Source organism: Streptomyces sp. NPDC048516, from assembly GCF_043199875.1.
In the GTDB taxonomy this organism is placed as follows: Bacteria; Actinomycetota; Actinomycetes; order Streptomycetales; family Streptomycetaceae; genus Streptomyces.
The window spans coordinates 15,218-35,680 of record NZ_JBICWS010000029.1 but is presented as its reverse complement, the minus strand read 5'-3'; the positions used below and the strand labels follow the sequence as shown (position 1 = coordinate 35,680).

Here is a 20,463-nt window from a genome sequence, read left to right as displayed (position 1 = left end):
GGTCCATCGACCGGTCCGGGCCAGGGAATGTCCGGGTCCTGGGAGGCCCAGCCGTCACCACCCGCTCCTGGGGCGAGTCGTGGCGCCTCGCCCCGAGGGCGCGGCGCCGGCCTCGGGATCGCCTTGCTGTCCGCCCTCGCCTTCGGCGGTTCGGGCGTTGCCGCCAAGCCGCTGATATCCGCCGGTCTCGAACCGCTGCACGTCACCTGGCTGCGGGTCGCCGGTGCCGCGCTGGTCATGCTGCCCCTCGCCTGGCGCCACCGGGACCTGCCGCGCCGCCGCCCCGCGCTGCTCGCGGGCTACGGACTGTTCGCCGTCGCGGGGGTGCAGGCCTGTTACTTCGCCGCGCTCTCCCGAATCCCCGTCGGTGTGGCGCTGCTCATCGAATATCTGGCGCCCGCCCTTGTGCTGGGCTGGGTGCGGTTCGTTCAGAAACGGCCGGTCACCCGTGCCGCCGCGGTCGGTGTGGTGCTGGCCGTCGGCGGCCTGGCCTGCGTCGTCGAGGTCTGGTCCGGGCTGAGCTTCGACGCCCTCGGGATCGCTCTCGCGCTCGGCGCGGCCTGCTGCCAGGTCGGCTACTTCGTGCTCTCCGATCACGGCACCGACGGCGACGACACGGTGGACCCGCTCGGCGTGATCGCCCACGGCCTCCTGACCGGCGCCGTCGTCCTCACCGTGATTGCCCGGCCCTGGGGCATGGACTGGTCGGTGCTCGGCGGCGGCGCGGAGATGAACGGCACCCGGGTGCCCGCTGTCCTGCTGCTCGCCTGGATCGTGCTGATCGCGACGGTGGCCGCGTACCTCACCGGAGTGATCTCGATCCGCCGGCTCTCGCCGCAGGTGGCCGGGGTGGTTGCCTGCCTGGAGGCGGTCATCGCGACGGTCCTTGCCTGGGTCCTGCTCGGCGAACACCTCTCCGTGCCGCAGATCCTCGGTGGAGTGGTGGTGCTGGCCGGCGCCTTCATCGCGCAGTCGGCCAAGCCGAAGGCGACGGAGACCGTGCGGGTGGCAGGCGCCGGCGCCGGGCCGGGCACGGGAGTGGAGGACGGGGCGGGGGCCGGCGTGCCGGGAAGCGGTGTCTCCCCGGCATCCCCGACCTCGGCATCCCCGACCTCTTAGGGGCTGTCCCGCGGCGGGTCAGGGGCGCCGTTCAGGAGGGGAGGGAGGCGGGACCGGCGGGTGTGCCGAGTGCTGCCAGCCGCCGCTGCTGGTGGGTGCGGGCCGCCGCGTCCCCGGGGCCGTCCCGTTCGGTGAGGCGTTCCGAGATGCGCTGCTGGACGGCTTCGCTCCGCTTGCCTCCGTACTTGAACTTGGCACGGACCTCGTGCACTTCGAGACGCAGACCGCGGATGCCGGACAGCATCCGTCCGTACGGAGCCGCGCCCGCGGCGACGGGGGCCGAGCCGCCGTCCGGCTGGAAGTGGCCCATCTGCCGCTGCAGCAGCTCGGCTTTCTCCTCCGGATCGTCCACCACATGGGCGGTGCAGGTCAGCTGGACCGCGGTGTAGAAGCTGGTGGGCACGCCGTGCTCGGGCGGCTGGTCCTCGGCCGCCTGCCAGGGGCCGGGGATGAAGGTGTAGTCGTCCACCACGCTCAGCAGCACCGTCGGCCGGTCCTCCAGCGCGTCCCAGAGGGGGTTGGGGCGGGCGAGATGGGTGACGGCCTCGCGGCGGGAGGGGGCGTAGGCGAAGTGCAGCGGTTGCAGCATCGGAGGCTCACCGGAGCGTCCGTTGGCGGCCAGCTGGCCGAAGTCGTGCAGCGCGAGCCACTGTTGCCATTCGGCATCGTCGGTGGGGGCGTCCCAGGGATGGATCAGCACGGTCGCTCCTCAGCGGGCGGAGAGGTACGCCGGCTCGGGCGTGCCGGGCGCGAGATCGTCGGAGGGTATGGGCGCGCCGTACGCGGGTGCCACGGGGAGGACGCCGCTCCAGTACGGCAGCGCCAGGTCCTCCGGCTCGTCGTTGGGGCCGCCGCTGCGGATCTTGGCGGAGACCTCGCGCAGGTCGAGACGGATCACGGCGGTCGCGGCCAGTTCCTTGGCATTGCCCGGCCGGGAGTCCGCGGCACGTCCCGGCACCACATGATCGACGAGCGCGTCGAGGGCGGCCTTCTTCTCCTCCGGGTCGGTGACTTCGTGCGCCGTGCCGTGGACCACGACGCAGCGGTAGTTGATGGAGTGGTGGAACGCGGACCTGGCCAGCACCAGACCGTCGACGTGGGTGACCGTGACACACACCTCCAGGCCGGGGTTCGGTGCTTCACCTGCCATCCGCAGCGGACGGGAACCGGACGATCCGTGCAGATAGAGGCGGTCGCCGACGCGGCCGTAGAGGGTCGGCAGGACGACGGGGGAGCCGTCGCGCACGAAGCCCAGATGGCAGACGTATCCCGAGTCGAGGATGGCGTGCACCGTTTCGTGGTCGTAGGCGGCGCGGTCACGGGCGCGGGTGGGGGTCGTGCGTGTGGTGGGTTCGTACGCCTCGCCTCGGGGCATTGCCAACTCCATTGCACTAGTGCATAATCATGTTTGTGCTAGGAGAGTATCGGATTGAAGGGCGGCGCGCATCGGAGATTGCCGCCAGTGTCGAGCGAGCCGTCGGTGCCGGTGAGCTCCTACCGGGCGAAGTCCTGCCCCCGCTACGGGAGTTGGCTGTCTATCTCGAAGTCAATCCGAATACGGTCGCGGCCGCGTACCGCACGCTCCGCGACCGCGGGGTGATCGAAACGGCGGGCCGGCGGGGCAGCCGGGTGCGCCCCCGTCCGGCGAGCACGCCCCGGGAGGCGCTGCGGGTGGAGGTCCCGCCCGGCGTCCGTGACGCCTCCGACGGGAACCCCGACCCGGCCCTGCTGCCCCCGCTCGAACGGGCGCTGGCACAGGCCGCGGCGCGCAGCGCGCGGCGCCCCGTGCTCTACGGCACGCCGGCGGTGGACGACGACCTTGCGGCCCTCGCCCGTGCGGCGTTCGACGGCGACGGCGTGCCGGCCGGCCCCGTAGCCGTCACCAGTGGCGCACTGGACGCCATCGAACGGGTGCTGGCCGCCCATCTGCGGCCCGGCGACACCGTGGCGGTGGAGGACCCGGGGTGGGGCAGCCTGCTGGATCTCATCCCGGCGCTCGGGCTGCGCCCCGCCCCGGTCGGGGTGGACGACGAAGGCCCGCTGCCGGAGCAGCTGGCAGGCGCGCTCCGGGACGGCGCCCGTGCCGTTGTCGTCACCGACCGGGCGCAGAATCCCACCGGAGCCGCGGTCAGTCGCGCCCGCGCCACTGAGCTCCGCACCCTCCTGGCCGCTCACCCCGGTGTCCTGCTCATCGAGGACGACCACGGCCACGGCATCGTCGACCTCCCGCTTCATCCGCTCTCCGGCGTCACCGACCACTGGGTCCTGGTCCGCTCGACGGCCAAGGCATACGGCCCCGATCTGCGCCTGGCGGTGCTCACCGGAGACGCGCTGACCGTCGACCGGGTGCGGGGCCGCCAGGGCCTCGGCCCGGGCTGGATCAGCCATCTGCTCCAGGACGCGGTCGTCCACCTCTGGCGGACGTCCGCGGTCGACCCGAAGGCGGTGGCCGGAGCGTACGGACGGCGGCGGGATGCGCTGATACGGGCCCTGGCGGAGCGCGGAGTCCTCGCCCGGGGGCGCAGCGGAATGAACGTGTGGGTGCCGGTCCCGGATGAGACCGGTGCGGTGGCCCGGCTCCTGCACTCCGGCTGGGCGGTGGCGCCCGGTGCCCGCTTCCGGTTGCACTCCCCGCCCGGCGTCCGCATCACCGTCTCCGCCCTGACCGATGACGACATCGCCCCTGTGGCGGACGCCGTTGCCGCGGCACGGGGCGTGGGGGAGGCGCGGCGGTACGAGTGAGGGGGCCCGGCCGAGGTGCCGGAGCCACCGAGCCGAGTGCGGGGTGCCCTCGCGTGGAGGTGTGGAAGCCCCCGCGCCGGGGCGCGGGGGCTCGGGGCGCGAGGGTTCGGGAGCGCGGGGACCGGGAGCGGGGCTCAGGAGCCTGGGCTCGATGCCCGGACGGTGCCTCAGCCGGTGGTGGAACCGGGCCGGGGTAGTGAGGGGGTGCTCGGGCGGGGCTTGCTCTGTGTGAGGGCGGCGCCGGCCAGGACGACAAGGGCGCCGACGGGTGTGTTCCAGCTCAGCTGTTCGTGCAGGAGGGCCACTCCGGCCGCGGTGGCGATCACGGGGACGACATAGGTGACCATCTGTGCGGTGGTGGGACCGATCTCGGCGACCAGCCCGTACTGGATCAGGAAGGCGAGGCCGGTGCCCAGGGCGCCGAGGGCGAAGACGGCGAGCAGCGGGATGACCGGGTAGCCGGTCGGTGCTGTGGTGAACAGGGGTGTCACCACCACCAGTTGGACGGTTGCCAGCAGTAGCTGGGCACTGGACATGGACAGGTGGGAGTGCGGGACGCCCGCCAGGGTGCGGCGCACATAGGTCCAGCCGATGGCGTAGCTGAGCGAGCCGCCCAGCGCCATCGCGGTGCCTGCGAGATCCGTGCCGGCGAAGCCCTGCCAGGCGCCGAGCACGGTGAGCACACCCAGGAATCCGAGCCCGAGCCCCGCGACCCGGCGCCGGCTGGGGCGGTCCTCGGCGAGGGCGATGACCGACAGCGCCATGCCCCACAGCGGGGAGGTGGCATTGCAGATGCCGGCCAGTGTGGAGGGGATGGTCAGCTCGGCGTAGGCGAAGAGGGAGAACGGCAGCGCGTTGAGGAAGAACGCGGCGACGGTGAGGTGGGCCCAGATACGGGGGGAGCGGGGAAGGCGCTCCCGCTTGAGCACGACGATGATCAGCAGCACCAGCGCCCCGAACGCCACCCGGCCCAGCGTGAACTGCAGTGGGGCGAAGCCCTGGGTGCCCACCTTGATGAAGAGGAAGCTGAAGCCCCAGATCAGGGAGAGGACCGCGAAGCGGAGCGGCCAACCGAGGGCCCGGCCGGGGGACTTCGGGGTCTCACCGGCCCCGCGGCCCCGAAATTCGCCGGAGCGAGCTGGGGCGGTCGCGCCTGCCGGGGTGTGCGCGTCGGTAGCGCGGGGCGCGTTCGTGGTCGAAGGGTTCGTGGTGGTGGCGGAGGAGGTGGTGGCTGCGCCGGTGGTGGTGCTCATGACGACCACGATGCGGCGTACAACTTCGTAGCACAAGCGAGAATTCGTGGCCGGTATCGCTTAGCATTGCTTATATGTTGAACCTTGATCGCCTACGGACGCTGAGCGCGGTTGCCCGGCACGGCTCGGTGAGCGCGGCCGCCGACGGACTGCATGTGACGACCTCTGCCGTCTCGCAGCAGATCGCCAAGCTCGAGCGGGAGACCGGACAGCAACTGCTGGCGAAGAACGGGCGCGGGGTCCGGCTGACCGACGCCGGGCGGCTGCTCGCCGACCATGCGATGCGCATCCTCTCCCAGGTCGAGCTGGCCCAGGCCGAACTGGAAGCGCATCGCGGCCAGGCGGTGGGCGAGCTGCGGCTGGGCGCGTTTCCCACCGCGGCACGGGGGCTCTTCCCCGCCGCGCTGGTCGCCCTCCGGGCCGAACACCCGCAGCTACGGGCGCGGCTGACGGAAATGGAACCGGGCGAAGCGGTACGCGGCGTGGTGCGCGGCGATATCGATCTGGCTGTCGTCCTCGACTGGTACAACCGGCCGCTGTCGCTGCCCGAAGGGCTGGCGAAGGCCCCGCTCCTGGACGATCCGGCCGATCTGGCGATGCCGTCCACCCATCCGCTCGCCGGACGGCGGTCCGTGGAGCTGGAGGAATTCGCGGACGATGAGTGGATCTCCTGGCCACAGGGGGAGTTCTGCAATGAGTGGCTGATGTTCACGCTGCGCAGCAACGGCATCGAACCGCGTATCGCGCACATGGCCGAGGAGCACCACACCCAGCTGGCCCTGATCGCATCCGGGCTGGGCGTCGCGGTGGCTCCCCGCCTCGGCCGTGGGCCGGTACCGGAGGGGGTGAGTGTGGTGCCCGTGCGCCATTCGATGCGCCGTCATGTCTATGCCATCTGGCGCGCGGACGCTGACCGCAGGCCCTCGATCCGTGCTGCTGTGGGGGCGCTCCGCGCGGCCGGGAAGGACGTGGAGACCCGCTGAGACCGGAGCCTGCCGCGGGCTGTTCGCCGCCTGCCGCCTGCCGCCTGTTATCTGTCGCCGGTCGCCGGTCGCCGGTCGCCGGTCGCCGGTCGTCTGCAGACTGTCGCCGGTCGCCTGCCGTCGGCCGCCTCCTGCCTCCCGCCCCGCTCCGCTCAGAGCGGGGGGACGATGCCGTGGATGACGCCCAGTTCCAGCAAGTCCTGCGGGCGGATGCGCAGTTGGTCAGCGGTGTCGTGGATCTGCGTTTCCTCGCGTTTGAGGATGGCTGCGGCCAGCTCCGGGGCGATCACGGAGAAGTAGCTGTCCGGGGTGGCCCACAGCCTGCCCGGTGCGGCGAGGGCCAGTGCACCGCCCGAACCGCCCTCACCGATGAGCAGGGAGGTGACCGGTACCTCGGCCGTGGCGAGCGCCGTGAAGGCATCGGCGATGGCCGCGCCGGCACCCGCCCGCTCGGCCGCGGCATCGTTGGCGGCGCCCGGGGTGTCCACGAGGGTGAGGACCGGGATGCCCAGCCGGCCGGCGAGCCGGACCAGACGCGCGGCGGTACGGAATCCGGCCGGGCGGGTGGCCGTGCCGCATTGGGCGGCGAAGGCGACCGTGCGCCCCTCACGACGGCCGAAACCGCACCGTATCCCTGGGTCGACGCCGCCACAGCGGTCGCCGCTGATCTCCTCGCGGTCATCGAAGTACGCGCGCAGATAGGCCTCGGCACGCGGCCGCCCGGGCTCGCGGGCGCGGACCACCGCACCCCAGCCGGTCTCCGGCAGCCCGGAAGCCCCGAGGGCGTACGGCGGAGGCGCGGGCTCCACGGTGCGTGTGCGGGACTCCGGGGGTGGGCACAGCAGGCGCATCCACCGCTGGAGCGTGCCCCGCAGCTGGTCCGGCGGCACAACGGCATCGATCTGGCCGGAGGCGAGCTGCCCCTCGGCGGAGTAGGCGAACGGGTCGGCATCCGAGGGGCGCACCCGCGAGCCCGCGAAGCCGACCTGTGCCCCGGGAAGCGCGAGGATCACATCGGCAGCCGCGCCGAGGGTGGCCCAGCCGCCGCCGGTCGTCGGATCGCGCAGCACAGCGATCTGCGGCAGCCCCGCGGCGCGGTTCAGCGCCGACTGCCGGGCCACCCGCTGGAGTTGGGTCAGCGCCCGCATCCCCTCCTGCATCCGGCTGCCGCCCGTGGCGATCAGCGACACGACCGGCAGACCGTGCTCGCGGGCGTGCGCATAGGCGGCCTCCAGACGGTCGCCGGTGCGTTCGCCGAGGGAGCCGCCCAGATAGCGGAACTCGAAGGAGAGCACGACACTCTCCGTGCCGCCTATCGTGGCCAGGGCGGTGACCACGGACTCCTCCTCGCCGGTCCGAGCGCGCGCCAGGGCCCGGGCATCGTCGTACCCGCGCCAGCCGAGCGGGCCGTCCGGTGGGACCGATGGCGCAGCCGGCGTTTCGTGGCCGGCGGGAACGGCCGTCACGGTCGTCTCGGTGTACGTATCCGCCACCGCTGCTATGGCTTGACGCGCCGTCAGCCGGGCGCATGGCTTGGTTGTGGCAGTCGTGGCAGTCGTGGCAGTCGTGCCAGCAGTGGTGGGGGCGGTCGGTGTCCGGTTGTCGTCCGCTGACTCGTGGCCCGCGTCCGCGCCCCTCGCGCCCCGGTCGTCGTCCGCGCCGCGGCGTCCGTCTCCGGTCCCGGCCCCCGTCCTGCCTTCGGCCCCTGCCCTGGCCCCAGCCGCGTCCCTGCCGTCGTTACGCACGGAGCTCACGCTTGAGGATCTTGCCCATGTCATTGCGCGGCAGGGCGTCCAGGAAGTGCACGGTGCGCGGGCGCTTGTGCGGCGCGAGCTGGCGGGCGACATGATCGGCGAGCTCCTGGCCCGAGGGTGCCGGGCCGGCGTCCGCACCGGTCTCCGCCACGACCCAGGCGACGATCCGCTCGCCGAGGTCTTCGTCCGGCGCGCCGGTCACGGCGGCCTCGGCGACCCCGGGGTGCGCCAGCAGCGCATTCTCGATCTCGCCCGCCCCGATTTTGTAGCCACCGCTTTTGATCAGGTCGGTGGCCTTGCGGCCCACGATGCGGTAATTCCCTGCGCCGTCCCGGATCGCCATGTCGCCGGTGCGGAACCATCCCCCGTCGAAGGCGGCGGCGGTGGCATCGGGGCGGTTGAGGTATTCGACGAAGAGGTTCGGGCCGCGGACCTGGATCTCGCCCACCGTCTCGCCGTCGTTCTCCTCGATGGCCCGGCCCGCGTCGTCGACGAGCCGGACGTACACCCCCGGCAGCGGCACGCCCACCGTGCCCGTGGCATCGGGGCCGTCCGCCCGCACGCTGGTGTTCATCAGCGTTTCCGTCATGCCGTAGCGCTCGATCACCCGTCGGCCTGAGGCCGCCGCGATCCGCTCATGATCGGTCAGCGGCAGTGCGGCCGAGCCGGAGACCAGCAGCCGGGCGCGGGAGAGCGCCTTGGCGAGTGCGGGGTCACGGCCGGCCTCGGTGGCCAGGCGGTGATACATCGTCGGCACGCCGAACAGCATGGTGCCGTCCGCGGAGAGCTCACGGGCCACCGCGTCGGTGCTGAAGCGCCCCAGGTGGTGGACACAGCCACCGCGGCGCAGTGGTCCGAGGATGCCGAGAATCAGGCCGTGAACATGGAAGAGCGGCAGGGCGTGGACGAGGACGTCGTCGGCGGTCCACTGCCAGGCGTCCTCCAGGGCGTCGAGGGTGTGCGCAATGGCGCGCCGGGGGAGGACCACGCCCTTGGGCGGGCCGGTCGTGCCGGAGGTGTAGACGATCAGGGCCGGTGCCTCGTCGCCCGGTTCGGTCGGCAGCGGGCCCGGCTCGGCGTCCTCGGGCGGCTGGGCCGCCTCGATGTCGACACGGGGCAGCGCGGCGAGCGGGCCCGGCAGTTCGGCGCCCGGTTCGGCAAGGACGAGCGACGGCGCACTGTCCGTCACGATATGCGTCAGCTCGTATTCGCCGACCTTCGGATTCAGCGGCACCACGGCCACTCCGGCGAGCAGCGCGCCCACCACACCGACCGAGGTCTCCAGCGTCGGCGTCGCCCACACGGCGATACGGGTCTCACCGGCGATCCGCTCGGCGACCGCGCCCGCCACCGAAGCCAATTGGCGGTAGCTGAGGGTACGGTCACCGAAGCGCAGCGCGGGTGTGGGCGGAGCGTCGCGCAGCGCGGGGAAGAGCACGTTCACCGGATCTCCTTCGTCCTCGTCGGCGCCCGGCCGTCCCGGCCGGACCGTCCCGCTCCCGCACCTGCCGGTACCGAAGCGGGCTGACCCCTACCACTCTCGCAGAGACCACTGACAACGCGATCAGATCCCGGGGCCCGATCCCCTCCGTGCGCGGTGCTCGACCCCATGCCACCCCAGACAGCCCCACCCCAACCCGCACAACCCGCCTGTGCCCTGACCCGCTCACCCCGGGATCTTGCGGAAGTCCCACGACGCGACCGACTCCGGCGTCAGGCGCAGCCACGCATGGCGGCCGTCGTGCGGCATCACGGACATCCCGAAGTATTTCTCCGCGAAAAGCCGCTCCGGGGCGGCGAGCCCGGGACACGGCTCACCGGTGCGTGGCGACTCGCCGACGAAGACCGCGCGACCCGTCAGCTCGGCCCCGCGCAGCTCGCCGTACTCGTGCCCGTCGTCGACGACCACCGCGAGCCGCGGGTCCCTGCGCAGCTGTGCCCACCGCTTGCTGCGGGTGATCGAATACAGCCACAGCGCCGCACCGTCCCAGACGAACCAGAGCGCTCCGACGTGCGGCGCGCCGTCGCCGCTAACCGTCGCGACCCGGCAGGTGCGCTGCGCCGCGAGGAACGCGTCGAGCTCGCCCCGCGTCATCATGATCCGGCGCCCGCGCCGCTGTGTGTCGGCCATCCCTCATCGCCCTCCGCCGTGTGCCCCCGCTCATGGGGCGGCACTGAACTGACCCGCTTGCCCGGAACCGGCCTCGTAACTACCTGACGAGGTGTCAGAAATCATGCGAGCTCTTCCTGGCGTACGCAATGCCCGGTACCCTCGCCCGGCCCGGGCAGGGGGACGAACCAGGTCCGCCAGGCATCGGTCCGGCGGGCATCGGCCCGGCGGGCGTCGGGCCCGGCTGAAGCCGGATCGGAGCAGTGGCCGGGTCCGGCAGGTGTCAGGTCAGGTCCGTGCGGCTCAGGCGCCAGGTCCGTCCGGCCGGAGCCAGGGGGGAAGGCAGGACGGAGTCAGGTCGGCAGGGAAACACGTCCGTCAGAGGGGAATGCCATGTCTTCGGGCGCTGCACAGCTCATCGAGCAACTGGACCCGGCCTCGGCGGTGCTGCTCACCGTCGAGTGCCAGCGCGGCGTGGTCGGCCCGGACGGCGCGCTGCCCGAACTGGCGGACGCGGCCCACAAGTCGGGCGTGCTGGCGCGGGTGGCCCGGCTGGTGGCGGCCGCCCACGACACCGGCGTCCAGGTGCTGCATGCCGTGGCCGAACGCCGTCCCGACGGCCGCGGCGCCAGCCACAATGCCCGCCTCTTCCGGGCGGCCGAGCGGCTGTCCGTCCAGCAGCTCACCGGATCCGCCGCAGTACGCATCGCCGATCCGATCCCCGTCTCGGAGGACGATCTGGTGGTGCGCAGACTGCACGGCCTTTCGCCGGTCGCCGGCACCGAAGTGGATGCGCTGCTGCGTAACTTCGGATGCCGGACGCTCGTCGTCACCGGGGTGTCGGCGAACGTGGCCATCCCCAACGCCGTGTTCGATGCGGTCAATCTCGGCTACACGGCCGTGGTGCCCGCGGACGCCATCGCGGGAGTGCCCGCCGACTACACCACCGCGATGGTCCGCAACACCCTCGCTCTGGTAGCCACCGTCACCACCACCGATGATGTCCTGGCCATATGGCGACGACTGCGTGGTGGCCGCTGACCTGCTGAGCCGGCCCCGGGCGCCCCGGGCCGGCCCCGCTGCCATGGCCGGCCCGGGACATCAGGGCTGGAGCGGCGCACGTGACACCGGCCCGCCGGGACTGCAGCCGCGGCGGGCCGGTGTCACGTGCGTGCTGTCAGCCGAGTGCGACCGAACCGCCCTTGACGTTCACCTTGGCCGGTGCCAGCCCCTTGGTGGCGGGGCCCTTCTTCACGCTGCCATCGGTGATGTCGAACTTGCTGCCATGGCACATGCAGTTGATGGTGCCGCCGGAGACCTCGCCGACGACGCAGCCCGCGTGGGTGCAGATCGCGGAGAACGCCTTGATGTCGCCGTCCTGCGGCTGAGTGACGACGACCTTGTCGGCTTTGAAGATCTTGCCGCCGCCCTTGGGGATCTCCGAGGTCTTGGCGAGGATGGTGCCGCCGCCCCCACCGGCGGCGTCACCACCCGCCGCGCCGTCGCCCCCACCGCTCGCCCCCGAGCTGCCGGCCTGGCCGCCGCCCTCGGCCTTGGAATCGCCGCTGCCCGCGTCTTCCATGCTGCCTCCGCAGGCCGCGAGCGCCGCCGTCAGCCCGGCTGCGCCGACCGCCGCGACGACGGTTCGCCGCGCCGCCCCGCGACCTGCCGTCGCCTGTCCGGTCTCCTCCTCCGCGGTCGTCGCTTCGGTCTCCGTCTGCTGCGACGCTGCCTGTCGAGCCATCGTGTGCCTCCGGTTCAGGGGGGTGCCTGCGGTGCGCGTTGTGCTCCGTGCTCCGTGCTCCATGGACGTTGCACAAGGTCCATACGGAGGGGCCGCCCGGCGTGTTCAATGCGGGGCGTGATCCCTTTGCGGAAGTGCGGGGGTGAGGGGGAACCTCCAGGCCGGGCGGCCGGGTGGCCGGGCGGCCAGGCGGCCAGGAGGCCGGGCGGCCGGGCAGGAGGTCAGAAGGTGAGGCCCGGAGGGGCCCTCGAAGGGGACTTGATTCTTGAAGGGAACCCCCTGGAGGACCCGGCTGAGGGAACCGTCGATATGCCCTGTACCTGAGGGAACCGCCGAGCCGATCCACCGCCGTTCGGCCGAGCGTCCACCGAGCCGAGCGTCCACCGAGCCGAGCGACCGTCGAGCTGAGTGACTACCGAGCCGAACTCGAAGGGCCCCTCAGTCCCCGTTGACGCGCGCCGCCAGCGCATCCAGCAGGAAGTCCCGCTGGAAGTGCAGCAACTGCGCGTTGACCGTGTCGTCGGCCGGCATATGGGTGGCGCCGGGGAGCGGGAGCACACTGTGCGGTTTGCCCGCCGCGAGCAGTTCCGTCGAGAAACGCAGGGTGTGCGCGGCGGCCACATTGTCGTCCGCGAGCCCGTGGATCAGCAGCAGGGGACGGCGCAACAGATGGCCGTGGCCGGCCAGTGAGGAGCGCTCGTAGTTCTCCGGGTGCTCCTCCGGGTGGCCCAGGTACCGTTCCTTCCAGTGGGTGTCGTACAGGCGATGGTCGGTGGGCGGGGCGCCGGCGACCGCCGCGTGGAATACCTCGGGATGATGCAGCACCGCGGCCGCGGCCAGGAAGCCGCCGAACGACCAGCCGCGGATCGCCACCCGCGTCAGGTCCAGGTCTTCGAAGCGCGCCCCGGCCGCCCGCAGCGCTTCCACCTGGTCCTCCAGCGCGGGCGTGAGCTGGTCGCCGAGGATGGCCTTTTCCCAGGCCGGGCCGCGGTTCGGTGTCCCGCGCCCGTCGACCACCAGCACCGCGAACCCCTGCTCGGCGAACCACTGCGACACACAGCTGGGCCACTCGCGGGCCCGTCCCACCTGCTGCATGCCGGGGCCCCCGTACGGGTCGAGGAGCACCGGCAGCTTCCCGGCTCCCTCCTCGTGCCACGAAGGCAGGAAGAGCGCGCCACGCAACTGCCGTTCCCCGAGGAGGAGATGGAGAGGGCGCGGAGTGACCGAAGGCTCTTCGGCGAGCGAGGCGATGACCTGAGGGGACGCGTCGTTGTGCGTCCCGGTCCCGGTCCCGGTCCCGGTCTCAGTCCCGGTTCCGGTTCCGGTCCCGGTCTCAGTCCCGGTTCCGGTTCCGGTCCCGGTCTCAGTCCCGGTTCCGGTCCCGGTCGCAGTCCCAGTGCTCGTGTCCGTCACCGTCCCCGGTATCGGCGCCGGTACCGTTGCCGCCTCTGTGCCGGTACCCGTTCCCGGTACCTTCCCCGCGCCCGTTCCCGGCGCCGCTCCCGTTCCCCGCAGCACACCGACTTCATTGCCCCGCGGTGTCACTCCCGCCAGGACGACCGTGTCAGCCCGTCCCACACCGGTGTACCGGCCGGGGCCGCGGCTCAGCCGGCGGCAGCCGTGGTCGGGATCACGGGACCACACATGGGTCTCCAGCGGGTCCTCGCTCGCGGTGAACAGCACCCGCTCGCCCTCGACCCCGAGGACCGCGCACAGCTGCAGCCCCTCGGGGGTGGCCCGGTGGCCGCCGACGGTCAGATACCGGGTGTCGCCGTCGTCCTCGGCGAGCACCAGGGCACCCGATGCCGTACGGGCCGGGGTGCCGTCAACGAGCTCCACCCATGCCGGATCGGTCCGCTCATGCAGCACGGTGGTGGCACCGGTCGCCGGATCGACCGAGAGCGTGCGCACGATCCGCTGGTCGCGGCTCTGGACGGCAAGGTACGGACCGTGGGCATCCCAGCCGGCGTCCACAAGGTACTCGTACGCCGCGTGGTCCCACTCCACGTCGACCCAAGCCCCCTCCAGGGAGAGGATCCGCAGGGTGACCTCAGCATTGGGCGTACCGGCCGCCGGGTACGGAATCGCCCGCGGCGGCTTCGTCGGATCAGCCGGGTCACCGATATAACGCCGCTCCACGAGGCTGGTGTCGACCCTGGCCACCAGGACGTGGCGGCTGTCCGGTGCCCACCAGTAGCCGCGCATCCGGTTCATGGACTCGGCAGCCACGTATTCGGCGAGCCCGTAGGAGACGTCCGGGCCTTCCGCGGCGGCCAGTCGGCGGTCGGCGCCGCTCAGATCGACGACGTGGAAGCAACGGCGGCTCACATAGGCGATGTGCTGCCCGTCGGGGGAGGGGCGTGGGTCGACGACCGGACCTGCTGCCGGGACGGAGAACGGTGCGCCACCGTCGGTGCGCACCGCCCACAGGGCTCCGGACAGCGCGAACGCCACGAGGCGGGCGGCGCTGTCGGTCGCATAGGACACCACGCCCACGGACCGCTCACGGGCGCGCTCCCGGCGCAGCCGCTCCTCCTCGGGGACCACCCCGGCACCGGCCCCCACCAGGAGTGCCGGATCGGCGAGCAGCCGTTCTGCCCCGTCCTCGTACTGCCACAGTCGGCCGACGGGATCGGTGCCCGAGAGCGTGCGGACGAAGAGCACCCGGCTGCCGTCGGGGGAGAGGGTGAAATGCCGCGGCACTCCGAGGGAGAAGCGGCGGCTGCGGGCGAACTGGCTTGGAAAATCCGTGGAGTCGGTGCAGTTCCCGGCTTGTGCTGAGTTCCCGGCTTGTGTGGAATTCCCTGCTTGTGTGGAGTTGGCTGTGTGAGCGGGGCTGATGGCCTGCGTGGAGTTCACGGTGGTGTTGCTGTGCAAGGTGCGGTCCTCCGGGAGGGATGCTGAGGTGGTCGGTGGTCGGTGGTCGGTGGTCGGTGAGCGGTGACCGGCGGCGGGTATCCGGTGTGCGGTGTGCGGTGGTCGGGGTACGGCGGTCCCCGGGGGAACATAGGAAAGTTCGAGTCCACGGGAAAGGCTCGGCCGGGACAAGCTTTTCGCAGCACTGAGCGCCCGGTACTTGACCGGGTGCATTAGGGAAATCGGGAGCCTCCCTCTGCGCGGCGCCCGCCGCCTGGCACATTGCGATGATCGCGTGCGAGGCATTGGCGTCAGGGTCAGGAAAGCCGCAGGGTGACCTAGAGAAACTATCTCTCCCGCAGTGGGTAGCGCTCGCTTTTCATGAAATCGCGCCGCTGCGCACTCCGGGAGCCGCCCCGGCCCCGGAGTGCCCGCTCCCTGTTCAGCCGGGGGCACTACCGTTCAGCCCAGGCATTACCTGCTCGGCCGGGCGGCATCTGATCGGCCGGGCATTACCTGCTCGGCTAGGGTCGTTCCCATGAGTGAGGACATCGCCGCGCTGGTACGTCAACTGGGCGTCGTGGCACGGGACGAGCGCAGGGCGGCGACGGACCGGCTGGTCGCGGTCGGTGCCCCGGCCGTGGTGCACCTTCTGCCGCTGATCGTCGACGGTGAAGGGACCCGGCGATCGGCCGCGGAGGCGTGCATGGAGCGCCTTGGCACCGTGGCGATCGAGCCCCTGAGGAGGGTGCGCAGCGAAGGTCCCGGCCGCCTGCGGCCGGCCGCACTCCGCCTGCTCGCGAGTGTCGGCGGCGCCGATGCCCTGGCCCCCGCCGACCGGGCGGCCGTCGAGCGACTCGTACGGATCAAGCTGCTGGACGAAACGCCCGGCGACCTTCCGGCCGGGGCCTGGCTCGCGGTGCCACGGGCGGAAGTGCCGCACATCGTCCGGGCGTTGGGGCTGTGCGACGCGCGCCCCGTCACCACGGCTCTGGGTGTGTCCGCCGCCGTCCACGAGGAGAATTCACTCGACCATCGTTGCGCTGACGGCACCACCACCACGGAATACCGCGTGTTCATCACGCCCGAATTCGACGGCTGGCGGCTCGTCTACGGTTCCGACTATCTCAACGACAACTGGGCACAGGCCGTCGAAAGGCTCAGCGCCCGGTGCCGGGAAGCTCATTTCTACGCAGTGGATGACCACAACGGCGCACGGGTGTGGTGGGTCGCGGAGAACGGGCAGGACAAGCGTGGCTACCGCACGTACGGCGATCCCGAATGGGTTGGCGAGCCCATGGAGTTCGAGCGGGACCTCATGCAGGACGAGGACGACGAACCGTACGACCCGGAAGAGGCCGAGGAGTACGCCGAAGGTGTCCGCGATCCGGAGGAGGCGGCGTCGTGGATCGCCATCCAGCCGACGGCCGTCGAAGTGCTCGACCGGGTGGGCCATGGCTGGCTCGCTGTGACCAGCCCGGACGTCGGACACGGCAGGTTCAGGGGCGCGCTGGACATCTGAGGGCCCGGGCGGCGTGGAACGGATCGCGACTCCGGTGCCGCCACCCCGGCCGAGCACTTCGACGGCCGGCCGTCGGCCCGGTGCCGCCACCCCGGTGCCGTCGGCCGGGTGCCGTCGGCCGGGTGCCGTCGGCCTGATGCGGGTCGAGAACCAGCGCCTTCCCCGGCGCCCTTGTGCACCGTACGGCCGACGTCGAAGCCGTTCTGCGCATCGAGGTTCATGTTCACGGACTGCGCGATGACGTCCGAGATCACGGCCTGCAGCGCCGAGACGGCGGGTTCCTTCGCCGTCTTTAGGGTCGCGTCGAGCAGTTGCTTGGCGGCCTCCTTGATGATCTCCCGCACGATCGCCCGGGTCGCGGCGGTCGCCGCCACGGCCGCTGCCTCGGACCCCCCGAAGGTGAAGGGTGCCGCTGCTTGAGCCGCGATGGCCGTGGCGTCGAGAGCGGTGGCGATGACGTTCGCGGCACTACGGGCGTCGGCGCAGTAGCCCGAGCCGCCAGCGAACTTCTCCCGTCTTCGTCCGCCGTGGGCCAGTTGAACCCCAGCATTTCCAGGACCCACTCAAGTGCGTCCGGCAGCATCAACGACACGGCGGCCTTCCCCTTGGCTGAGATGGTTCGGGTGCGTAGGGAGACGTGGATGCATACGGAGACTTGGTGACGTACGGAGGCCTGGATGCGTACGGAGACTCGGGTACGTACGGCAGTTCGGGTACGTACGGATCAAGGACTGTCCAGACCCAGGCCCAGGCCCAGACCCACACCCAGACCCAGACCCAGACCCAGACCCACGTCAGGGCACCAGGTAGGGCGGACCGGGATCCTTGAGGGGCTCGGGCAGCCGGATCACGGGAACCGGTTTGTTGTGTGGCCAGCCGTGGGAGGCGTCGTCGAAGCTGAGCTCTCCGCCGGCCGCGGGAACGGTGCTCGCGTCATGCAGATTGGTGATTTCGTTGTATACGTCCTGAACGTCGGGCGCTTCCTTGCCGGTCTGGCCGGTGACATTTCGGGTGGCCCAGATCGCGGTCAGCACGGCGTCGTGGTGCATGATCGCGTATCCGTCATCCATCACCGAGTCGGGGAACTGCAGGTCCCGCAGGGCCTGGTGGAACGGTTTGAAGCCGGACGGGGCGTGGACGCCACGGACCCACTGGGCGGGACTCGTCGCCGAGACGTCCAGAATGGTGATCTTGTTGTCCCTGAGCAGGCTCTGTACCTGCTTCCCCTGTGCGAACGCCCCGGTGGCCCCGGTCATCACCGTGATCGGCGCGTCGTGACCGCACTGACTGCGGGTGGACAGGGCACGGATGAGATCGGCGAGATCGCGGTCGCGCCCGGCGTAGAAGATCACTTGCGCCTTGGTCAGGCAGATGTTGTTGACGGCGTTGTAGAAGAGCCGGGGGAGGCCCGCGGGGTTGTGGCCGGTCGTGCCGACGAACGAGGCGCGCCGCCGGCCGACGTAGTCTCTGAATTCCTCGTCGAACGCCTTGCGCATGGTCTTGACGTAGTTGTCGTCCCTGCTGTCGAAGACGAGGTAGCCGCGGCGCCCCGACAGCGGAGAGTGGTCCAGGTACCGGCGGAGCGCCTTGGCGTAGTCGACGTTGGACGGCGACACCTTGAACAGACGTGGTGAGTTGAGGTCGGTGGCGGTCAGGACCGCACCGATCGCGGGGATCTTCAGCCGGCTGAGTTCGGTGGCCGCTGCCTGGGTCTCCGGGATGCTGACGCCCATGCCGGTGACGGCGACCAGGGGGTGCTCGTCGTCGACCAGGTCGGCCAACTGCCGTACCACCGGCCTCCAATGCGTCTCATTGCGGCCCTCATGGGCCAGGACGAGCTGGATCAGCGGCGTCTTGCCCTGGATGCCGGTGGAGCTGGTCGTGGACAGTTCGGGGCAGGCGTTCGCCCGGCACTGCGCGATGAAGGCGCCCTCCAGGCTCGCGCGGATCTCCGCGAGGGGCAGCGCGCTGGTGTCGCTCTCCGTCATCGGCATCAGAACGCCGACCCTGACGTAGGGCAGACGGCTGTTTCCGGAGGCGGGCTTCTCCCACTGGGCGCGGACGCGTCGGTTCTCCTGGGCGATCCGGTCGGTGATCCCCTTGAGGCGGGGGTCGAAAGCGAAGGCCTTCTCCTCCGTGATGCCGACGCACTCCCGCTGCGGGCCGGTGCCGTCCCAGTGCAGCCCCGGCTGGTCCGCGGCGCAGCTGGTGTCCTCCTTCGCCGGCCACAGGAACCAGAGCCCGCCGGCTATCAGCGCCAGTGCGAGTACGAGGGCGGCGATTCCTCGCCACCCCTTCCACCACGGGGGGAGTGCGTCGGCGGGTTGCGGGGGCAGATGCATGGTGCCGGCTCCTAGGGACGGGGTGCTGCGGTGGCCTCACACGTACTTCGCGGCCTCGTGCATGAGCCCGATCCGGCGGGGGACGGAGCGCATGGCAAGGTCCTGGAGCATCGCGTTGATGGTCCGGTTGAGCTCGGGATTCGTGCCGGGCAGCCGGTTGCGTGGATCGGACGCCAGCCACAGCCCGACCACCAGCAGGGTCAGGGGCGTGTGCTCGGCGAACGAGCGGGGCGCGAGGTCGGCGGCCAACTGCTCCAGACGCAGCGTGGCCGGCTGTTCCGGCAGCACCGGTTCACGAAGGGGTGCGGCGGTGATCGTGTACAGCTCGTACAACCAGATGTCCGTGTCGGAGAGTTCGGCCAGACGCCGGGCGAGATGTTCGATGACGTCGTCCACCCGGTGCAGCGCCAGGGAGTGGTACAGCACTTCCAGCGGATGGCCGTGGTGGGCGTGCCAGGTGCGCAACTGTCCGTGGACGGCCGTCCAGCGGTCCGGGCGTGCGGCCAGCTCCTGCAACAGCAGCAGGCGCAGCCACGGATGCAGGACGGAGCTGCCGCGCAACGGGTGCGGATGGACGCCTTCCAGATATCCGCCGCCCCGGCCGCCGCGGGCCTCGGCATCCTGGGGCACCGGATCGGTCAGCCATAACCTGGTCGCGACCACCCGGGCCAGCGAATCGCGGGTGTGCAACTGGAAGCGGTCGAGGAGTCCCGCGTCGCAGGCGGCATCGAACTCGCGGGCGGCACAGCACTCGACGAGCGCACGGTGCTGGTCGTCGGTCAGGTCGCGCAGCAGGTACTGCCGCGCCTCCTCTTCCAGCAGCGGTCCCTCGTCGGCGCCTTCCGCGGACGGCGCGGTGCCGGAGAGCACCGCGCGCAGCAGCTTCTCGGGATCCTCGCGGCCCACGAGGCGTGCCGAGGCGGTGAGCAGTTGCCGGACGCTCCACGGATGGCCGTCGGTCAGCCGGTGGGCGAGCAGTGGCGCCTCCGGCAGCCGAGCGGCGATGTTGGTGCCGAGCTGGGCGGTCTCGCCGGCGGTCAGGCCGCGCAGTTGGACGCAGTACCAGCGCCAGGACCGGTCCGGCGGCGGGTCAGGGATGGCCTGTTCCCAGTCGGCGTAGCAGGCCTGCTCGGGGGAGCGGAGCCGTACCCCTGCCGGGCCTGCGGCGAACATCGCCGGCACCCGGCCGACGTTCGACGCCGCGGCCACGGTCAGGAGCGGATCCGGTTGCCCGCCGGCGTCCCGGAGTTCCATGAGCAGGTCCAGGAATTCGCGCCCGCCGGGAGCATCGATGTTGTCCAGCAGCACGACGCAGTTGCGGTCGCGCTGGCGGCGCGCGTACTCGCCGCGCAGATCGGCCAGGAACGCCTCGCACAGCCGCCGGTCCACCGCGGCCCGGTCCGCCGGCTCCTCGCTCTTGCTCAGCTGGTTGAGTTCGACAAGCGCGTCCAGGGCGGCCAACGGACCGGCGTACCAGGCGAATCCGGTGTGCCGGGTCACCCGCAGCGGCATGCTGGGCGGCTGCCGGATGAGGCTGGCCAGCAGGCTGACGCCGGGGATCCGGACCAGGTTGAGGTCCTGCAGCAACCCGGCCACCGCGGCGACCCGGTCGCCTGCGGCGTTGGGCTCCTGGGGGCCGCGCAGCGCCTGGCGCAACTGCTTCTTGGCCCGCTCGGGGTCCGTCGCGTCCAGCGACAGCTCGGGGGCCACCACGGCCAGGCCCAGGGTCAGCCGCGGGAAGACCAGGGGGGTCTGCCGGGGAAAGCGGTGCGACAGCCCGTACGCCAGGCGGCCGGCGACCTCATGGGGCCTGCGGGGCGTGGCGGAGCCGAAGTCGAAGTACGCGTGCGGGCGTCGTGATCCGAGGTAGCCGAGCCAGTTCAGTGTGGTGGTCTTGCCGCTGCCACGCGGTCCGGCGAGGACGACGGTCGGAAGCCCGCGCCCGCCGGCAGCGGTTTTGCCGTCCTGCAGCCGAGTCCGGCACTCCTCGTACAGGGCCTCGATGCCCTGTATCCCCAACGGACGTTCCTTCACGCTG

General features: G+C 71.6%; 15 protein-coding genes. 5 read left to right on the top strand and 10 right to left on the bottom strand.

The window, feature by feature from the left end; all coding sequences use genetic code 11:
* Positions 1 to 27 precede the first annotated feature (27 nt).
* A complete protein-coding gene (locus ACGFR7_RS34525; protein ID WP_393327146.1) occupies positions 28 to 1,119 on the top strand; it encodes a DMT family transporter in 1,092 nt (363 codons plus the stop codon).
* A gap of 31 nt (positions 1,120 to 1,150) precedes the next feature.
* Here ACGFR7_RS34525 and ACGFR7_RS34520 read toward each other — a convergent pair whose 3' ends face one another.
* A complete protein-coding gene (locus ACGFR7_RS34520; RefSeq protein WP_393327143.1) occupies positions 1,151 to 1,819 on the bottom strand; it encodes an FMN-binding negative transcriptional regulator in 669 nt (222 codons plus the stop codon).
* 9 nt (positions 1,820 to 1,828) lie between these two features.
* Positions 1,829 to 2,494, bottom strand: coding sequence for a pyridoxamine 5'-phosphate oxidase family protein (locus tag ACGFR7_RS34515; protein ID WP_393327140.1), 666 nt, complete (start codon positions 2,492 to 2,494; stop codon positions 1,829 to 1,831).
* A 35-nt stretch (positions 2,495 to 2,529) separates the two neighbouring features.
* Here ACGFR7_RS34515 and ACGFR7_RS34510 point away from each other — a divergent pair, with 35 nt between their 5' ends.
* Positions 2,530 to 3,861 carry an aminotransferase class I/II-fold pyridoxal phosphate-dependent enzyme gene (locus ACGFR7_RS34510; RefSeq protein WP_393327137.1) on the top strand — a complete coding sequence of 444 codons (1,332 nt, stop codon included), beginning with the start codon at positions 2,530 to 2,532 and terminating at the stop codon, positions 3,859 to 3,861.
* Positions 3,862 to 4,028: 167 nt separating this feature from the next.
* Here the strand turns inward: ACGFR7_RS34510 and ACGFR7_RS34505 are convergent, their stop codons facing one another.
* On the bottom strand, positions 4,029 to 5,114 hold the full coding sequence (locus ACGFR7_RS34505) for a DMT family transporter (protein WP_393327134.1): 1,086 nt from the start codon (positions 5,112 to 5,114) through the stop codon (positions 4,029 to 4,031).
* Positions 5,115 to 5,188: 74 nt separating this feature from the next.
* On the opposite strand from ACGFR7_RS34505, the gene ACGFR7_RS34500 reads away from it, so the two are divergent.
* Positions 5,189 to 6,097 carry a LysR family transcriptional regulator gene (locus ACGFR7_RS34500; protein ID WP_393327131.1) on the top strand — a complete coding sequence of 303 codons (909 nt, stop codon included), beginning with the start codon at positions 5,189 to 5,191 and terminating at the stop codon, positions 6,095 to 6,097.
* Positions 6,098 to 6,249: 152 nt separating this feature from the next.
* On the opposite strand, the gene ACGFR7_RS34495 is transcribed toward ACGFR7_RS34500, so the two are convergent.
* The 3 genes from ACGFR7_RS34495 to ACGFR7_RS34485 all read right to left on the bottom strand — a co-directional run bounded on the left by ACGFR7_RS34495 (position 6,250) and on the right by ACGFR7_RS34485 (position 9,982).
* A complete protein-coding gene (locus tag ACGFR7_RS34495) occupies positions 6,250 to 7,599 on the bottom strand; it encodes a carboxyl transferase domain-containing protein (protein WP_393327200.1) in 1,350 nt (449 codons plus the stop codon).
* 235 nt (positions 7,600 to 7,834) lie between these two features.
* Entirely contained in the window at positions 7,835 to 9,295 is a 1,461-nt protein-coding gene (locus ACGFR7_RS34490) for an acyl-CoA synthetase (RefSeq protein ID WP_393327128.1), read from the bottom strand.
* A 222-nt stretch (positions 9,296 to 9,517) separates the two neighbouring features.
* Positions 9,518 to 9,982 (bottom strand): pyridoxamine 5'-phosphate oxidase family protein, encoded by a 465-nt coding sequence (locus ACGFR7_RS34485; protein ID WP_393327126.1) that lies wholly within the window; start codon positions 9,980 to 9,982, stop codon positions 9,518 to 9,520.
* A gap of 372 nt (positions 9,983 to 10,354) precedes the next feature.
* Here ACGFR7_RS34485 and ACGFR7_RS34480 point away from each other — a divergent pair, with 372 nt between their 5' ends.
* Entirely contained in the window at positions 10,355 to 11,002 is a 648-nt protein-coding gene (locus ACGFR7_RS34480) for an isochorismatase family protein (protein WP_393327123.1), read from the top strand.
* Positions 11,003 to 11,138: 136 nt separating this feature from the next.
* Here the strand turns inward: ACGFR7_RS34480 and ACGFR7_RS34475 are convergent, their stop codons facing one another.
* Together ACGFR7_RS34475 and ACGFR7_RS34470 are read right to left on the bottom strand one after the other, a co-directional pair.
* Positions 11,139 to 11,705, bottom strand: coding sequence for a Rieske (2Fe-2S) protein (locus ACGFR7_RS34475; RefSeq protein ID WP_393327120.1), 567 nt, complete (start codon positions 11,703 to 11,705; stop codon positions 11,139 to 11,141).
* 438 nt (positions 11,706 to 12,143) lie between these two features.
* Positions 12,144 to 14,408 (bottom strand): prolyl oligopeptidase family serine peptidase, encoded by a 2,265-nt coding sequence (locus ACGFR7_RS34470; protein ID WP_393327118.1) that lies wholly within the window; start codon positions 14,406 to 14,408, stop codon positions 12,144 to 12,146.
* Between the two features lie 691 nt (positions 14,409 to 15,099).
* On the opposite strand from ACGFR7_RS34470, the gene ACGFR7_RS34465 reads away from it, so the two are divergent.
* On the top strand, positions 15,100 to 16,083 hold the full coding sequence (locus ACGFR7_RS34465) for a hypothetical protein (RefSeq protein ID WP_393327116.1): 984 nt from the start codon (positions 15,100 to 15,102) through the stop codon (positions 16,081 to 16,083).
* 794 nt (positions 16,084 to 16,877) lie between these two features.
* On the opposite strand, the gene ACGFR7_RS34460 is transcribed toward ACGFR7_RS34465, so the two are convergent.
* Together ACGFR7_RS34460 and ACGFR7_RS34455 are read right to left on the bottom strand one after the other, a co-directional pair.
* Positions 16,878 to 18,425: an ABC transporter substrate-binding protein gene (locus ACGFR7_RS34460; protein WP_393327113.1), complete on the bottom strand. Its 1,548-nt coding sequence runs from the start codon at positions 18,423 to 18,425 to the stop codon at positions 16,878 to 16,880.
* A gap of 36 nt (positions 18,426 to 18,461) precedes the next feature.
* Positions 18,462 to 20,444, bottom strand: a complete 1,983-nt coding sequence (locus tag ACGFR7_RS34455; RefSeq protein WP_393327110.1) for a hypothetical protein — start codon at positions 20,442 to 20,444, stop codon at positions 18,462 to 18,464.
* Positions 20,445 to 20,463: the final 19 nt, after the last annotated feature.

What these genes read in the sequence shown, in the direction of transcription:
- ACGFR7_RS34465 (WP_393327116.1), top strand. Translation starts at nt 15,100, where the DNA reads ATGAGTGAGGACATCGCCGCGCTGGTACGTCAACTGGGCGTCGTGGCA.
- ACGFR7_RS34505 (WP_393327134.1), bottom strand. Translation starts at nt 5,114, where the DNA reads ATGAGCACCACCACCGGCGCAGCCACCACCTCCTCCGCCACCACCACG.
- ACGFR7_RS34525 (WP_393327146.1), top strand. Translation starts at nt 28, where the DNA reads ATGTCCGGGTCCTGGGAGGCCCAGCCGTCACCACCCGCTCCTGGGGCG.
- ACGFR7_RS34485 (WP_393327126.1), bottom strand. Translation starts at nt 9,982, where the DNA reads ATGGCCGACACACAGCGGCGCGGGCGCCGGATCATGATGACGCGGGGC.
- ACGFR7_RS34475 (WP_393327120.1), bottom strand. Translation starts at nt 11,705, where the DNA reads ATGGCTCGACAGGCAGCGTCGCAGCAGACGGAGACCGAAGCGACGACC.
- ACGFR7_RS34460 (WP_393327113.1), bottom strand. Translation starts at nt 18,425, where the DNA reads ATGCATCTGCCCCCGCAACCCGCCGACGCACTCCCCCCGTGGTGGAAG.
- ACGFR7_RS34480 (WP_393327123.1), top strand. Translation starts at nt 10,355, where the DNA reads ATGTCTTCGGGCGCTGCACAGCTCATCGAGCAACTGGACCCGGCCTCG.
- ACGFR7_RS34515 (WP_393327140.1), bottom strand. Translation starts at nt 2,494, where the DNA reads ATGCCCCGAGGCGAGGCGTACGAACCCACCACACGCACGACCCCCACC.
- ACGFR7_RS34500 (WP_393327131.1), top strand. Translation starts at nt 5,189, where the DNA reads ATGTTGAACCTTGATCGCCTACGGACGCTGAGCGCGGTTGCCCGGCAC.